The organism is Acinetobacter rongchengensis (assembly GCF_003611475.1).
Taxonomy (GTDB): domain Bacteria; phylum Pseudomonadota; class Gammaproteobacteria; order Pseudomonadales; family Moraxellaceae; genus Acinetobacter; species Acinetobacter rongchengensis.
In genome coordinates this window covers 1-17257 of record NZ_RAXT01000013.1, presented here as the reverse complement: position 1 = coordinate 17257, position 17257 = coordinate 1, and the positions used below count along the sequence as shown (strand labels likewise).

Annotated in this window: 14 protein-coding genes; 5 read left to right on the top strand and 9 right to left on the bottom strand. The window is 37.7% G+C overall.

The annotated features are described in order from the left end of the window. Positions 1-3: 3 nt before the first annotated feature. On the top strand, positions 4-579 hold the full coding sequence (locus D7V20_RS08480) for a peroxiredoxin (RefSeq protein ID WP_120383872.1): 576 nt from the start codon (positions 4-6) through the stop codon (positions 577-579). 119 nt (positions 580-698) lie between these two features. Here the strand turns inward: D7V20_RS08480 and ftn are convergent, their stop codons facing one another. Further along, positions 699-1163 (bottom strand): heteropolymeric bacterioferritin subunit Ftn, encoded by a 465-nt coding sequence (gene ftn / locus D7V20_RS08475; protein ID WP_010116029.1) that lies wholly within the window; start codon positions 1161-1163, stop codon positions 699-701. Between the two features lie 389 nt (positions 1164-1552). Between ftn and D7V20_RS08470 the strand changes: the two genes are divergently transcribed. Then, positions 1553-2617: an SDR family oxidoreductase gene (locus D7V20_RS08470; protein WP_120383871.1), complete on the top strand. Its 1065-nt coding sequence runs from the start codon at positions 1553-1555 to the stop codon at positions 2615-2617. A 164-nt stretch (positions 2618-2781) separates the two neighbouring features. On the opposite strand, the gene ligA is transcribed toward D7V20_RS08470, so the two are convergent. The 5 genes from ligA to D7V20_RS08445 all read right to left on the bottom strand — a co-directional run bounded on the left by ligA (position 2782) and on the right by D7V20_RS08445 (position 11435). Further along, on the bottom strand, positions 2782-4812 hold the full coding sequence (gene ligA, locus D7V20_RS08465; protein WP_120383870.1) for an NAD-dependent DNA ligase LigA: 2031 nt from the start codon (positions 4810-4812) through the stop codon (positions 2782-2784). A gap of 426 nt (positions 4813-5238) precedes the next feature. Then, entirely contained in the window at positions 5239-6300 is a 1062-nt protein-coding gene (locus D7V20_RS08460) for a cell division protein ZipA C-terminal FtsZ-binding domain-containing protein (RefSeq protein WP_120383869.1), read from the bottom strand. Position 6301: 1 nt separating this feature from the next. Beyond that, positions 6302-9754 (bottom strand): chromosome segregation protein SMC, encoded by a 3453-nt coding sequence (gene smc, locus D7V20_RS08455; protein WP_120383868.1) that lies wholly within the window; start codon positions 9752-9754, stop codon positions 6302-6304. Between the two features lie 27 nt (positions 9755-9781). Continuing rightward, positions 9782-10477: a GntR family transcriptional regulator gene (locus D7V20_RS08450; RefSeq protein ID WP_120383867.1), complete on the bottom strand. Its 696-nt coding sequence runs from the start codon at positions 10475-10477 to the stop codon at positions 9782-9784. Positions 10478-10631: 154 nt separating this feature from the next. Beyond that, positions 10632-11435 carry a sulfite exporter TauE/SafE family protein gene (locus D7V20_RS08445; protein ID WP_120383866.1) on the bottom strand — a complete coding sequence of 268 codons (804 nt, stop codon included), beginning with the start codon at positions 11433-11435 and terminating at the stop codon, positions 10632-10634. A gap of 29 nt (positions 11436-11464) precedes the next feature. On the opposite strand from D7V20_RS08445, the gene D7V20_RS08440 reads away from it, so the two are divergent. Together D7V20_RS08440 and D7V20_RS08435 are read left to right on the top strand one after the other, a co-directional pair. After that, on the top strand, positions 11465-12220 hold the full coding sequence (locus tag D7V20_RS08440) for a biotin--[acetyl-CoA-carboxylase] ligase (protein WP_120383865.1): 756 nt from the start codon (positions 11465-11467) through the stop codon (positions 12218-12220). Between the two features lie 31 nt (positions 12221-12251). Next, positions 12252-12989, top strand: a complete 738-nt coding sequence (locus D7V20_RS08435; protein WP_120383864.1) for a type III pantothenate kinase — start codon at positions 12252-12254, stop codon at positions 12987-12989. Positions 12990-13035: 46 nt separating this feature from the next. On the opposite strand, the gene D7V20_RS08430 is transcribed toward D7V20_RS08435, so the two are convergent. Then, positions 13036-13635: an alpha/beta hydrolase gene (locus D7V20_RS08430; RefSeq protein WP_120383863.1), complete on the bottom strand. Its 600-nt coding sequence runs from the start codon at positions 13633-13635 to the stop codon at positions 13036-13038. Between the two features lie 214 nt (positions 13636-13849). Further along, on the bottom strand, positions 13850-15256 hold the full coding sequence (gene ffh, locus D7V20_RS08425) for a signal recognition particle protein (protein WP_120383862.1): 1407 nt from the start codon (positions 15254-15256) through the stop codon (positions 13850-13852). Positions 15257-15400: 144 nt separating this feature from the next. Here ffh and D7V20_RS08420 point away from each other — a divergent pair, with 144 nt between their 5' ends. Then, a complete protein-coding gene (locus D7V20_RS08420; protein ID WP_120383861.1) occupies positions 15401-16210 on the top strand; it encodes a cytochrome C assembly family protein in 810 nt (269 codons plus the stop codon). 205 nt (positions 16211-16415) lie between these two features. Here the strand turns inward: D7V20_RS08420 and D7V20_RS08415 are convergent, their stop codons facing one another. Continuing rightward, positions 16416-17156, bottom strand: a complete 741-nt coding sequence (locus D7V20_RS08415) for a DUF3800 domain-containing protein (RefSeq protein WP_120383860.1) — start codon at positions 17154-17156, stop codon at positions 16416-16418. Between the last annotated feature and the right edge of the window lie 101 nt (positions 17157-17257).

Below are 17257 nucleotides of genomic sequence, written 5' to 3'. Positions count from 1 at the left end.
AATATGAAATCATTAAAATTCGTCAGTATTGGCTTACTTTCTATTTCTGCCTTACTCATAAACAGTACATTCAGTCATGCTGAAAATTCAATCTTGTCTAAATTTGATTCAGATCAAAAACAATGGGTAGGAAAACCTGCCCCAAAATTTAAATTACAAGACCAAAATTCAAAATGGCATGAATTGAGCCAATACAAAGGTAAATGGGTTGTCCTGTATTTTTATCCTAAAGATGATTCTCCAGGATGTACACAAGAAGCCAATCAATTCAAAACTTTATACCCACAATTCATCAAAAACAATGCGGTAGTGCTTGGGGTAAGTTTGGATGATGTCAAATCACATCAAAAATTCTCAGAAAAACTTGGATTGAATTTTCCAATTTTGGCGGATAATAATCACCAACTTGCAAGCCAGTTTGGCATAGTTCGAAATTTAGGCATCGCAAAAATTGCCAAACGAGAAACTTTTTTAATAGATCCACAAGGTAATATTGTTTACCACTACAGCAGTGTGAACACACAGACGCATGCAGCACAAGTTTTGGCAGATGTTCAAAAGTTTGCGAAGAAGAAGTAAACATTCAATAGAATTATCGATTGTAATACTCAAACAGACCAAGGATTCACTTAATTAGGTCATATAAAAAAGCCTTTAGATTTGCATCTAAAGGCTTTTCCAGTTTGTAAAATAAAATCTTACATTTGAGATTGGATATAATTCTGTAAACCAATCAATTCGATCAAACGAAGCTGTTTTTCCAGCCAATAGGTATGATCTTCTTCAGTATCATTCATTTGCTGACGTAACATATCACGTGTTACATAGTCGCCTTTCTCTTCACAAAGTTTTACACCCTGCGCCAACTTTTCACGTACATGATACTCAAGTGCTAAATCTGCTTTTAAGCAAGTCACTACATCTTCGCCAGTCACAATATCATCACGATTCATATTTGGTGTGCCTTCAAGGAACAATACACGGCGAATCAAAGCGTCTGCATGTGATGCTTCTTCTTGCATTTCATGGTCAATACGTTCGAAAATTTTGCTTAAGCCCCAATCTTCGTACATACGAGAATGGATTAAATATTGATCACGAGCAGCCAGTTCACCACCGATCAACATATTTAGATAGTCTACAACTTCTGGATTGCCACGCATTTCAAAAACTCCATACCCTTTTCAGCTATTATGGACAAATTTTATAAATTTTGCAAAACATAATATTCGTAAGTTTATGATTTTTATAAAATTAAAATGAGAAACATACGCATTTGCAATTCATATTCTTCATTTTCCATATAAAAAATAACCTCTTGCAAAAACTCATCGATCATTAAAGGCATTTTTTATTTGAAAATATGATCTGATTCATTTTGTAACCATTAAAAATGCTTCTTATTTCGGAGGCTCTATTGCACATTTCTATGTTTCGTAATGTGCTGTCATTCCTGCCAACTGATTACGTTTCTATTGATGGTAATATTTGAAGACATTATCAAATTTAATATTTATGATATTGAATATTAAAAATTAGAAGGAAAAAAATGATGTCCCAAGAAAATACATCAGCCCCAATTCTTGTTACTGGTGCGACTGGCTATATTGCAAGTTGGGTGATTCGCAAACTGCTCGAACAAGGTTATACCGTTCACGCTACAGTTCGTGATTTAAATAAAAAACAAAGCTTTGCACATTTAGAAAAAATTGCACAAGAAAACTCAGGCATATTGAAATTATTTAAAGCGAACTTGCTCGAAAATGGTTCTTTTGATGAGGCCATGCAAGACTGTGAAATCGTGCTACACATGGCGTCTCCATTTGTTGTCACGAATTATAAAGATGCAGTGAAAGACATTATTGAACCTGCAGTTTTAGGAACGGAAAATGTGCTCAACAGTGTCAATAAAACAGAGTCTGTGAAGCGTGTCATTGTGACTTCAAGTATTGCATCTACTTATGGTGATGCGATTGATATCTTGGAAACTCAAGCAAATCAATTTGATGAATCACACTGGAATACGACCAGTTCTACAACCCATCAACCTTATCCATATTCTAAAGTCATGGCTGAACGTAAAGCTTGGGAAATGGCAGATGCACAAGACCGTTGGACTTTGGTCTGTGTTAACCCTGCTTTAGTTCTCGGCCCTTCACTGACTGCAAGTACACAATCAGGTAGTGTTGAAGTTCTTGAACAATTTGCCAATGGTATGACTTTGTTTGGCGTCCCACCTATGTGGAATGGTATCGTCGATGTGCGTGATGTTGCAGATGCACATATCCTTGCTGCTTTTAATGAAAATGCATCGGGGCGTTATATCATTAGTGGTGGTTCACTCAGTCTACTGGAAATGGGGAAAATTTTACGTCAGCATTTTGGTCAAAAATTCCCATTCCCACGTAACCAAGTACCGAAAAAAATCTTTAAGTTATTCGGACCAACTTTTGGTTATTCACGTGATTTTATTGAAAAGAATATGGGCTACCCTGTTGTTTTTAATGCAGATAAAAGTAAACGAGAACTCGGTATCACTTATCGTAATATTGAAAACAGCTTAGTTGAACACTTCCAACAGCTTTTAGATGACGGCGTAGTGAAAAAATATATTTAAGACATTTGCATTATTTTCAAATCTATTTCGATAAATTTTAGCTGAATAGTCTAAATTTGAGCGTTGAAACAAACTTGAATAATGCACAAAAATAAAAAAGCAAAGACTCAATGTCTTTGCTTTTTTTTTTAAAGGTATTGAATTGTATTCAATAGAAAGATCGCTTAGATCTGCCCATATTGCTTCATCAATTCTAAGAAAGCCTGCTCATCGAGTACAGGAACCCCCAATTTCTCCGCTTTTTCAAGCTTAGAACCAGCCTTTTCACCTGCAACCACACATTTTGTTTTACTTGAAACACTCCCGCTTACACGTGCACCAAGCGCTTGTAACATCTGCGTAGCATCATCACGCCCCATTGTCGCCAATGTTCCTGTAATGACCCAACTTTCACCGTTTAATGGCTGACGAGTCGGTGCAATCGGTGCATCCCAGTGAATTCCCGCAGCAAGTAAACGATCAATCACCTCAAGATTATGTGGTGCTTGGAAAAAGTCTACAATCCACTCAGCGGTAATATCACCCACATCTGGAGTTTTCTTCAATGCATCTAAATCCGCATGACGGATCGCATCGAGTGTTTGAAATGTGTTGGCGAGCATACGTGCTGTTGTTTCACCAACGCCTCGAATACCTAAAGCATAGATAAATGCAGCCAAAGTGGTTTTTTTACTATTTTCAATTGCATCAAATAGGTTTTGAACTGATTTCTCACCCATTTTCTCAATCGTTAATAACTGATCACGATGCTCATGTAGATGATAAATATCAGCCACATCCTTGAGTAAATCTAAATGTAAGAGTGACTCTACCCAACGATCTCCCAAGCCTTCAATATCCAAAGCTTTACGTGAAACAAAGTGGCGAATCGCTTCAATCCGTTGCGCTGAACAATATAAACCGCCTGAACAACGTGCCAATGCCTCACCCTCAGGCATGACCACAGGTGAAGAACAGACTGGGCAGTTTTCAGGTAAATGTACTTCAACCACATCTGTTGGACGGAACTCTAGCCAAACCTTTTCGACCTTTGGAATCACGTCACCACTACGATATACACTGACAGTATCACCGATTCGAACGTCTAAACGGTGAATTTCGCCAATATTGTGCAGAGTCACATTCGAAACAGTTACACCACCAACAGCGACTGGGTTTAAACGTGCGACTGGGGTTAGAGTCCCTGTACGTCCAACTTGCCAGTCGATATTTTCTACAATCGTTAATGCTGCAACTGCTGGGAATTTATAAGCGGTTGCCCAACGTGGTTCACGACTTAAAAAACCTAACTTTTGTTGTTGTTGTAAATCGTCAACTTTAACCACCATGCCATCAATTTCAACAGCTAAGTCAGGGCGCTCTCGATTGATTTGCTCATATTTTTCTTGAACATCTTGAATACTATCGCAAATAAAATGACGCTCACCGACAGCAAAACCAAATTGGGTTAACCATTCTAAACTTGCCGACATCGAAGTAATGCCATGATTGGGCTCACACTGTGCGATGCCATAAGCATAGAATGCCAAAGGACGTGAAGCGGCAATATTTGGATCTAATTGTCGTAAGCTGCCTGCGGCTGCATTACGTGGATTCGCAAAAGTCTTTTCGCCTTTGGCCTCATTTTCAAGGTTAAGTTTTTCAAAACCAGCTTTCGGCATTAGCACTTCACCACGTACTTCTAATAAACGTGGTACTTCAACTTTGTCTGAAGATAAAACTTTAGGTAAATTACGAATGGTTCTGACATTTTGAGTAATCACCTCACCTGTTTCACCATCACCACGGGTCACACCACGAACCAATTCACCATTTTCATACCAGAGTGAAATGGCCAAGCCATCAAATTTAAGCTCAACATCATATTCAATTTTTTGATTGGGTAAGCGTTCTTCAATACGGCGCGCAAAAGCAAATAATTCTTCTTGGTTAAACACATTTCCCAAAGACAGCATCGGCACTGTATGGGTAATGGTTTCAAACTTGGATAATGCTTTTCCACCGACTTTATGGGTTGGTGTATCGGCTTGTACTAAATCTGGGTATTGCTGTTCTAAAGCTTTGAGTTGATGAAATAACTGATCGTATTCACTGTCTTCAATTGTGGGTTGATCCATCACATAATAGGCATGATTATGCTTTGCAATCAGTTGAATCAATTGGCGCATCTGCGCCACGACAGCATTATTTTCCATAAATCATTTCACCATATAAAAGGGCGGAAAATCCGCCCAAAATTCATCATCACAATTATAGTACTTTCAGAAAATTTGTATCATCACTAAAAATAAAAAAAAGATAGCTTTCGTTGAAGTTTTACATCTAACATTTAAATTTAGGGTTTAGCCTTCGGCTCGACCTGAGAGGTACTACCTCGCAAGGCTTTCGGAAAAATGAAAAGCGAAGCTTTGCAAGAAAACCACCTTGCGGAGCTTTGCTCCTCACCGCAAAACTCGACAACTACCAAATTTTAGACCATTTCATCGCAGAAACATTAATTTTCATAATGTAGTCTGTCTCAAACACGTTGCGGATGACGTTTCCGCATATCCATTTACAGATCAAAACGAATACGCTTTTAATGATTGAAATTATAAAGCAAATACGCCTTGAGCTTAATACTAAGCCTCTTGACCTGAGCGATAATCAATCGCTGTATGACGCCAATGTTCTTTTAACTGAGGTGTAAATTCAAGATTGTTTTCATCATAAACTGTTCCATCAATTTCACGTGCAATTAAGCCTGCAATACTCACCATGGTATCAAAGCCTTTTTGCACATTTGGATGTGGTAAAGCGAGGAAAAAGGCTAAGCCTTGAACTTGTTCGGTCGATAATGATTCTAAATCAAACCCCTCAGGGCCATTTTCAGTTACACGCAACACCGAAAATAAAAGTGGGCTTTCCTCTTCTGGGTTTTCATAACGATGAAAACACATCAACTCACCAAAACGTAATCCATATTTTAACAACACTTTTAAAGTTTTATCACCTGATAAAGCTTTACGAGGATTTGGATAAACATTCAACGCAATGATACTTTCTGCATTGGATAATACACTTTCATCATCATGACGTTGTTGTTGGTTTAAATGTACATCCAAGATGCTACTTTCTTCATCAAATTCTTTGATTTCAGCAGTTTCCACATGTTCATTTAGCTGAAACACTTCAACTTGAGCAACAGGTTTAGCATCTTCAACGTGAGCAGTTGACTGCTCATTTTCAGAAATAACAGCAGACGTATCTGTTGTAAGAGAATTTGATGTTTCAACTGTTTGCTCTGTTTGAGCATCAATATGTAATTCTGATTGTGTTTCTGAATCACTTACAACAGCAATTTTCAGGTCTTTTTCTGATGAATCAAAAGCATTAAGTTCAGTCTTAACTTGATCCATATCTGTCGATTGAACAGTCAGCTGTTGCGATTTTTCTTCTGCCACTTCAACAGAATCAAGCGCACTTAAACTCGGTTCAACACGTGCTTTGTCTTCAGGCAATCGATCCGCTTGTAATTGGTCACGTACATGACGTGGAATGACAGGCTGATTACACTCTTGATTGATATGCAATTCAGATTCTAACGATGGTGCAGCATCATTTGGTTTTCGTAGCACCATTCTTAAACCCACTAAGATGATGATTACTGCAACAACAATCCCAACAATTGTGGTGACTTCCATACTACGACTCCGCGGCTAAACCGTATTCTCTTGCCTCTTCCAAATTCACAGTGACGAGTTTTGATGTTCCTGGTTCTGGCATCGTCACGCCCAGCAAATCGGTTGCCATCGTCATTGCAACTTTATTATGTGTAATGTAAATGAATTGAACCTGATCAGAAAGCTCTTTTACCAAATTACAAAACCGACCGACGTTGGCATCGTCTAAAGGTGCATCAACTTCATCCAAAACGCAGAATGGTGCAGGATTTAAACGGAAGATTGCAAAAACCAATGCCAAAGCAGTCAGTGCTTTTTCTCCACCCGATAATAACGCCAATGAGCTATTTTTCTTTCCTGGTGGACGAGCCATCAATTTAACACCAGACTGCCAATCATCCTCAAGACTTAAACTTGCTTCACCACCATCGAAAACTTTAGGGAATAAAATTTTGAGTTCATTATTAACCCGATCAAAAGTTCCCATAAATAGTTTTTTGGTTTCTTGGTCAATACTCTTCATCGCATCTTTGAGTTGCTCAACCGTATTTTCCAAATCCTGCATCTGATGAGTTAATTCATCAAAACGTTTAGATACTTCTTCATATTCTTCAGAAGCCGCTAAATTCACAGCACCGAGTTTTTCAAATTGACGTTGCGCTTTTTCAAACTTTTCTTGATGTACAGGTAAATCAATCAGCACACCTTGCTTAATCGTCGCATTCATCTCTTTGAGTTGATCTGAATAATGCTGTAAATCAGACTTTGCTGACTGCCATGCTAAACGTTTCTCTTCCAATTTGGTGCGTAATTGCTCATCATTTTGCTGATGTAAATGACGCATTTCGGTCAGTTTTTGCTGCTTAGATTGAATATTATTCAATTCAACTTGCCATTCTTGCCAAGTTTTTTGCAATTTTTCAGTTTGTAGTGCTTGCTCAGAATATTGTGATTCTAAACTTGGCAATTCCAATTGGATGGGATCTACAAACTTTTTAGCTTGTTCCATTTGCGCCAATATTTGTTGATATTGCGCTTTGGTAAATGTGACATCTTTTTCAAGCAATTCGATTTGTTGCTTATTCTGTTCTGCTAAACGACGAGTCGTTTCAAAATCTTGCTGTTTGAGTTGCAACTGTTGTTGCTGTTCCTCAACCTGCTCATTTAACTCATCCAATTTATATTGTAGTGTTTTAAATTCAGGTAGATTTTGTTCAAGCTTGAGAATGACAGAATGCATGTCAATTTCAAGATCGTCCTTTTGCATTGCATCTTCTTCAAGCTGCTCGTCTAACTGTTGTAACTGACTATTTAATTGAACTTTTTGTAGTTCAAATGCCTGAGCAGCACTTTGTTGTTTGGCAATTTGTACATCAAACTGCTGTAATATTTTTTGCTGATTTTTTAAAGCGTCTTGGTCAATTTGGATCTGTTTTTGTAAATCACTGATTTGCTGATTAAAGTTTGGCAATAAAGCTTCGGCTTCAATCAATTTAGGTTGTAAATCAGCGAGTTGTTGTTGAATTTCGTCTAAACGAATCCGATGACTGAGTGCACCTTGTGCTGCTTGACTAGATTCATCAAAGAATAGACCGATCACCCAATCCTGTCCAAGATGATATCCATCTAATGTGAGAATACTTTGCCCATTGCTTAACTGGTTTTGTAACGTTAATGCATGACTCAGTGTTTCAGCGATCGCTACTTGATTCCACAATGAGTATTGTGGTGAATCAATCCAATCAGCCAAACATGGCAGTTGATTGAATTGAATTTTATCCAAAGAAGTAGACACTTTAAGCTGACGTGCAATGCTTTCCGCAAAGTCTGAATGCTCATCGACAAGTTGAGCAGAGAGCCATTTGGCTAAAAACTTTTCGACTAAATGTGCATGTGTTTTACCATGTTCATTCAGTTTAAGCACTTGCATCAATTGAGTTGTATTGTGATCTGTTTTTACTGCACTTTTCGCCATCAATTGGTTTAAGTTTTTCTGTTCAGATTGCAACACTTGCAGTTCAGCTTTCAAATTGGAAATCTGAACTTTTTGTTGACTCATTTGCTCTTGAACTTGCTCCAGTTCGGATTTTGATTCAATCAGTTTTTGTTCTAGCTGAGCAATCGTCTCGTGAGCCGAAGCTTTATTCTGTTCCAACTGCGTTAAATCTTCAGTTTGGAACTGACTTTGGATCTGTGTTGCCTGTGTTTTTAAGGTATCTTTTTGCTGCTCAATTCGTGCTACATTTTTTGCAAGCTGCTCAATCTGCGCCTGCATCTGTGCTTTTTGTTGCTGCTGCTTTTCAACTTGCACTTTAACCTGTTCATACTGTTGCTGTGCTTGCAGTTGTTGCGCTTTAATATCACTAAAAGCTTGACCACGTTGTTGCGTATCCGCTTCTGAACGCTGTAGGTGTTCAGACTGCTGTTCCAATTGCGTTTGCAATGTTTCCAATTGCAATTCCATCAATTGAATTTTCTCTTTATTCTGAATTTTTTGCTGTTCTAATTGTCCTAAAGCTTCAGAGTTTTGTTGAAACAATGTTTGCTTCTGTTCCAAAGTCATTTGTAATTCAGAAAGTTTCTTTTCAGCTTGTTGCCATTCATTTTGCAAAGGCGTCGATTGTTGAATCAAACGCTGAAATAACTCATTGGTCGAGGTTAAATCATGTTCCAAAGTACTCATATCTGAGCGAACGAGTTTAAAATGCTCTCCCAGTTGATCCATTTCAACCGTATATTCTTCTTGCAAACGACTACTGCGTTCACATTGGAAAGAAAGAATTTCAATTTTTAAAGTACGAATTTCAGTTTCTAAGGTTTTATATTGAACCGCTGTTTCAGACTGACGCTTTAAGGTTTTAAGCTGCGATTTTAATTCCGAAGCAATATCTTCAAGACGATCTAAATTTTGAGTGGTATGTTCGAGATGTTGTAGAGTCTCACGACGACGCGCTTGATAGCGTGACACGCCTGCGGCTTCTTCAATGAATACACGCATTTCTTCAGGTTTTGCATCAACCAAACGGTTAATCATCCCCTGTTCAATAATCGCGTATGAACGTGGTCCTAAACCTGTCCCAAGAAAAATATCGGTAATATCACGACGGCGACACTTGGTTCCATTCAGAAAATATTCAGATTTTCCATCACGGTTAACCTGACGGCGTACTGCGAGTTCAGCATAAGCATTGTATGCTCCCCCCAATTTGCCATAAGTATTTTCAAAGCGCAGTTCTACACTTGCCATTCCCACAGGTTTACGTTTTGCCGTTCCTGTAAAAATAACATCTTGCATGCTCCCACCACGTAACTGGCGAGCGCTAGACTCTCCCATTACCCAACGAATAGCGTCAATCACATTGGATTTACCGCAACCATTCGGGCCCACTACCGCTGTGCGGTTATCTTTGAATTGTAATGTTGTACTATCGGCAAAAGATTTAAAGCCAGAAAGTTTTAAGCTGCTTAAACGCATAATGTCCTAATTACTTATCAACGCCACTTAACGGCGCGATCTCCGCGCCCAAGCAAGTTCGATTTGTTTCATTCGTGTCAGAGATTCCAACACTAAGTTACGCAAGTGTCGACAAAAATCTTCCATAAATAAAGTAGCTTGTTGTGATTTTCGGATTAAAATTGCATCAATCACTAACTTCAACAATTCTAAAGCTTCTTGAAGCTCACGTCTTGAAGTATTTAAGGTTAAAAAATAACTTCTTCGTAATGATGGTAACAATTCTTTATAAAATTTCATCAAGTATGGATTGCCCACCATTGCTTGCTGTTCAGATAAGAATTGAAACACACCATCATAAAATTTTTCAGTATTGCCTTGTTTGACTTGTTCAACCAAATGATTGAGAAGTTGTTGAATCGCTTCAGCCTCATGGTTACGCCAAGTTTCGCTCATACGTTGTACGATTTGCCCCAATAATAATGCACTGGTATCAAACAAAGCACGGACTTGCTGGGCCGACATTTCAGAAACAATTGCACCACGGCGAGGAAAAATTTCGATTAAATGAGTTCTTTCTAAAAGCAACAGTGCTTCACGCACCGAGCCTCGACTGACATCCAGTTCTTTGGCGATACGTAGCTCTTGTATTCGTTCCCCTTCAACCAATTCCCCGCTAATGATCTGTTCACTAATATGCTTGGCAATTTGTTCTGAAAGGCTTTCTACTTCTTCCAAATGCATATTCCTATCTCGGCGTTATTATTTTTGGACAATGTCAATTTTGATTGTTTTCACTTTTAACTGATTTTCAGCGTTAAATTCTATGACATTGTCCGACAATTTTAATGCTTTTTAAGTCAACTCAGGTTTCATACACAGTACCGTTGATCGGATACTATTTTGTAATCCCCTGATAAATAAAATAAAGACCAACTGTAGTCAATAAACATGCAAAACATTTTTTTAACATCGCTGGAGATAATGCATGCGCCACTTTTGCACCAACTTTGGCTGTAATAAAACTCATGATACTAATTCCAATGAATGCATAAATATGTACATAACCGATCGCATTTTTAATTTCAGTCTGTTCTTGTGCACCAAAGAACATAAAACCTAAAGCCCCTGCTATTGCAATCGGTAAACCACAAGCAGCTGAAGTCGCTACTGCTTTCTGCATCACTACCCCATTTTTATTTAAATAAGGCACGGTCAAACTTCCACCGCCGATACCAAAGATTGCTGAAGCAACCCCGATTCCGCCACCTGCAAGCATTTGCTTCGATGCCGATGGTAATTGTTTAGACGAATCAACTTGTACATTGGCACCTCTAAACATTTTAAATGCCACCCAAATTGCAAATGCACCAATAATCAACTGCAAATGTTGTCCTGATAAAATATCGGCAATTCCTGCACCTAAGAAAGCGCCAATCACTAAACCGGGTGCTAAATTTTTAAATACATTCCAAAGCACTGCGCCCTTTTTATGATGTGCTGTCACTGAACTAATGGAAGTCACAATAATCGTCGCCAATGAAGTTCCCAGTGCCATATGCATAATGACAGATGGGTCATAGCCCATTTGAGTAAAAACAACGTATAGGATTGGTACAATTATTAACCCACCACCTACACCAAATAGGCCTGCGGTAAATCCTGCGATTGCACCAATAGCTAAATATATGATTAACTCCACAAATGTTCCTCCATTTTCTCAGATTCAACATGGATTTAGAGACTCGTCATCTTAGACAACTCCTGACACAAGCAAATCAGCTCCCCGAAGTGCTGCTTTTGAAACAGACCACCACATCGACCAATGATGATGTGCGAGAAATTGCGCTGAGTGGAGTAAAGACAGTTTTGGTCTGTAGTGAAACACAGACTCAAGGGCGAGGCCAGCATCAAAGGGAATGGATATCCCCTAACGGTAATATTTATTTAAGCACATTGCTTGAGACACGAACACCCTTAGATGGTCGTTTAGCACTTGAAATTGCTTTAAATATCTTGCAAATGCCAACTTTTAAAAGCTTAGCCAACCTGCAAATCAAATGGCCAAATGATTTGTATAGTGCTCAAGGTAAATGGGGCGGGATTTTGGTAGAACCTATTTCAGCAACTCAGGCGATTATTGGGGTTGGAATTAATCTTTTACCGATTCCAAAACAACAAATTACGCAACAAGCAACCTCTGTGGTTCAACTTGGTGTTGAATATCCAAATCGGATTCAAATGATCAGTGAGTTATATTTAGCCATTCAACAGGCTGGACAATGGTTTAACCATGGTTGTTATAATCTTGCAGCACGTTTTAATCATTATGCAGCGTTTATGGATCAGAACGTCCATTTCGAACAAATCAATGATTCGATTGAAGGCATTTTCAAAGGCATCCATGAGGATGGTTCTGTAAATTTGTTGACACAGCAAGGTTTTGTAAATGTCTATCAAGGTAGGTTACGTTTAGTGGCTGAATAAATGATACAGCACAAATAAATTAGGCAAGGCAATGAAAGCACTTTGGTTAGATATTGGAAATACTCGTCTTAAATATTGGATCACACAAGATGATCAGATCATTGAACAGGCAGCAGAATTACATCTTCAATCGCCTTCCGATCTTTTGCTCGGTTTAATTCAGCACTTCCGTAGTTTAGGGCTAGATAAAGTAGGCATTTCATCTGTTCAAGATAAAACCAATAATGAACGTATTGTCAAAATACTTAAAATGCTTGATGTGCCTGTGAGTTTTGCCAAAGTCCATGCTGAATATGCAGGTTTACGCTGTGGTTATGACCACATTGAACAATTGGGGATAGATCGTTGGTTACAAGTTTTAGCTGTTGCAAAAGCACAGGAAGATTTGTGTGTCGTCAGTTGTGGCACAGCACTCACTATTGATTTAACACAAGGTTTACAACATCTTGGTGGCTATATTCTCCCAAACTTGTACCTACAACGGGACTCACTCATTCAAAAAACCAAAGGGATTAAAATCCCAGATGCTGCTTTTGCAGAGTTAACACCTGGGCGCAACACCATTGACGCAGTGCATCATGGCATTTTACTTGGATTACTCAGCACCATCCGTCAAGTCATGCAACAATCCCCTCGAAAATTAGTGCTAACTGGCGGCGATGCACCTTTATTTGCACAATTTCTTGAAGAATTTGATCCTATCATTTGCCCTGATTTACTTTTACAAGGATTAAAAATTTATTTAGATCAAGAAAAAGTATCATTCTGAATGGCTCAATAATGAATACATCACTCATACCTCGATCAAGAAATCACTAGAATAAAGAAGAAGCCTGCACAAATTTCGCCCGTGTAGGCTTTAATAAAATTTCAACTTTTTCCCATAACTGTGGAAACTCTTTAAATCCATCTTGAGCACGGAATTGTCCAGCTTGTTTTACCTCAAACATTTGTGCATTCAATAAATGTCCCAATTGAATACTGACAGGTGCAGGAATATCTAAATCATTATTCGATAAAAACAAAAACCGTTGCTCGATATTGCTTCTAATAATTTCATCAACAATATCAATTTTTTGGATAAATTGATGATATTCAGGTTTAGCATTTAACATTTTGTTAAACGCAGAAATAACAAAAAGAGCTTTAACTTGTTGTCCTTGCTGTAAATGTGCCGAAAGCAAATCTAATGTTGATAACACACCAAACTCATGTGCAATGAAAATACTCTCTTCATCACACTGAACTTGATGATTTATCAAGGTTTGTTTGCATTGGACATAATCTGGATTTTCAGGATTAGGCAAAGCGATATGCGTACACTCAGCACCACATGCAGTGATTTTATCTGCTAACCATGCATACCAGTGATCGTGAGAAGACGAGGTCTTTCCATAAATTATGTATACTTTCATTATTTTCTTCTTATCAATATCAAAAAATTGGATTCATCCATTGATGAATTTATTAAGTTAAATTAAATATAGATACCATTTTATTTGCAAATAAATTAACATTTATCACACAATACACTTATAAAATCACAATAAAAAATTATTATATTCATTTTTTCTACACAATAAAAAAGATGCCGAAGCATCTTTTTTATTTATAAATCATATCGATCTATTATTTTTTATCATTGTTTCCAAACAATGGGCCCATACCACCGCCACCGCCGAATTGTTTTTGCATACCGCTCAATGAACGCATCATTTTCGCCATACCCGATGGATTGGCAAACTTTTTCATCATTTTCGCCATTTGCGCATGTTGTTTGATGAGTTTATTCACCTCTACAACATCCATACCACAACCCGCTGCAATACGTTTTTTACGGCTAGGGTTCATCAAATCTGGGTTACGGCGTTCTTTAATGGTCATCGATTGGATAATCGCTTCCATTTTTTTCACTTGTTTTTCAGGATTCGCTTGCGCAATCGCATCTTGAATACCTGAATTACTCATGCCAGGCAATTTATCCAAGAAGCCCATCATGCCACCCATCTTATTCATTTGTTCAAATTGCATCAGCATATCTTCAAAGTTGAAGCTACCGCCTTTTTGCAATTTTTTCGCCATTTTTTCAGCTTTTTCTTTGTCGATCTTACGTTCAACTTCTTCGACTAAAGAAAGGACATCACCCATACCCAAAATACGTTGTGCAACACGCTCAGGATGGAATGGCTCTAAGGCATCAAGCTTTTCGCCCATACCTAAGAATTTGATTGGTTTACCTGTGATCGCACGTACAGAAAGTGCCGCACCACCACGTGCATCACCATCAGTTTTGGTGAGAATCACACCTGTCAGCGGTAATGCATCATTAAATGCTTTTGCAGTATTTGCCGCATCTTGACCTGTCATCGCATCGACAACAAATAAAGTTTCAGTTGGATTAATCGCAGCATGTAATGCTTTGATTTCGTCCATCATGTCATCATCGACATGTAAACGACCTGCTGTATCGACAATCAAAACATCATTGAAGTTGATCTTCGCTTGACCAATCGCACGTTGCGCAATTTTGATTGGGTCTTCTGAAGCCTCAGATTCGATAAAATCAACACCAACTTCTGCTGCAACGGTTTGTAGTTGTTTGATCGCTGCTGGACGGTAAACGTCGGCAGATACCATAGCTACTTTTTTCTTTTGACGCTCTTTTAAAAAGCGAGCAAGCTTTGCAGCAGTGGTGGTTTTACCCGCACCTTGCAAACCTGCTAAAAGCACAACAACTGGAGGTTTTGCAGCCAAATCAAGACTTTCATTCGCCGCACCCATCATCTTTGTGAGTTCGTCATACACGATTTTCACAAAAGCCTGACCAGGTGATAGCTGTGTCATCACTTCTTGACCTAATGCCTCTTCCTTAACTTTCGCAATAAACTCACGAGTTACAGGTAAGGCAACATCTGCTTCAAGAAGTGCCATACGTACTTCACGTAACGTATCTTTAATATTGTCTTCGGTTAGCTGCCCTGAGCCAGTAACATTTCTTAAACTCTGCGTGAGTCGTTCTGTTAAGGTATCAAACATTGCAAAATCCGCTTAAAATAGCTAGTAGCAAAAAAATCTTTCTTAAAATAGAAAATTTATGCCCAAGATGCTATAGGATACTGTAGTTCACATGGAATTTATATCTTATAACATGAATATTCATCATCCTGAAAAAGGTTTGACATGATTAGCCTGCCCTTGGTTTATACGATTTTAGCATTAATTGCCTATACCTCTTCATTTTGGTATCTGTTTATGCACTTAATGTCTAAACGTCCTGCAAATCCTTGGTTTATTGGCATCGTGTCAGGTTTAGGACTGATCTTACACGCAAGTGTACTGTATAACGATGTCGTTACACCACTAGGGATTAACTATGACGTTTTTAATTTGATGTCATTTACCTCTGGTTTAATGTTATTACTGAGTATGCTCTACAGTACTTATCGTCCTGTATTGTCGTTAAATTTGATTGGGATTCCTGTCGCTGCATTTGGTCTGATTTTAGGTTTTTGTTTTAGTAAACCTGATCAATTCATGGAACAACATTCTTTTGGTTTAGATATTCATATTATTTTATCATTATCCGCCTATGCGGTTTTACTCATGGCAACCATACAAGCCGTTTTGATTTGGTTTCAAAACCGTGAACTGAAAAAGAAACAAAAAAAACGTATTTGGGTCAATTTCTTACCTGCTTATCAAGCAATGGAATCATTATTGTTTGATATGTTAATGACAGGTTTTTTACTGCTTACCATCGCTTTAGGTTTTGGTTTCTTCACGATTGATAACTTCTTTGCTCAACACTTAGCACATAAAACAGCCTTCAGTATTGTATCTTGGTTTGTGTATGGTGCATTGCTAATTGGTCATTATAAATTTGGTTGGCGTGGTCAAAAAGCTATTCGCTTTACCATCATTGGATTCTTCTTATTGGCAATTGGATTTATTGGTTCTAAATTTGTATTGGAAATGATTTTGCATCGGTAAGCTGATTGAGCTAGGCTAATCAAAATAGCAGAACAATGGTTAAAACAAAGAGATGAGGTGGGGAAAATCCATAAAAAGCCTCTGCTTGCGTAAGTTAGGCTTTTTTATGGATTACAACTTATTGAAATAAAACAATTAACGTAAATGATTTCGCATAAGGCGTATTATGTTAATTTTAGAAATATCTATACATAATCAGTATTTATTACCACACACATCCAAAATACATTTCCTTAAAAGTATCTTCTGCAATTTCTTTAATTCTTGGATCTAAATTTGGAGAGCAGAAAAATCCATATTCACTAATTTTAAATCCCCAATCATCACCTTCAATTTTTTCAACATCCCGATATTCATGAAAAAAATTTCGTCTTAATGCTGTTCTTGTTAGCCAATCCAATTCAACCATTTCATTTTCTAATGGATGTGGACCCTTAACTAAAACTTCTTTTGAAAACTCAAGTAAATTTGATTTTAATAAAAGAGAGCAGTGATAAGCTATATAATCAGCTAGTTGTATTCCTGACGTTATTTTTGAATCTTGGTTATGTTCTATGATAAGTTCATCATCATATATTTTTAAACCATGAATGCCTTCATCAATAAAAACTGATTGAGGCGTTTTCAATTTGTTATTTCGAATAATTAGCCGACTACAATCTTCAATATGCTTTAAAAGCTCTCTTCTTTCGTCACTAGAAGCAATATAAATTCCTATTTTACAGTGTTCAATTACAATCGCTGATATAGCTTCTCGTAATTGATGCCTAGCAGCAGAATCAGAACCATTCATTTTATAACTACTTTTATATTCATCTTGACTGGGATTAAAACCTGCTTCTATTAACGCATTTTTAACTAGTAGAGCTGGATCAGCTTCACAAAAAGCAAAACCTATACAAATATACCCCAAGTCACTTTGAATACTTTCATCAACATACAGCATTATTCTAACCTTTAATCAGCCAAGGATACTTATAGCAAATTCACACTGAAAGTTGAATCAGATAGTCCATTTAACATAATGGGCGTTATGCGAAATAAAAA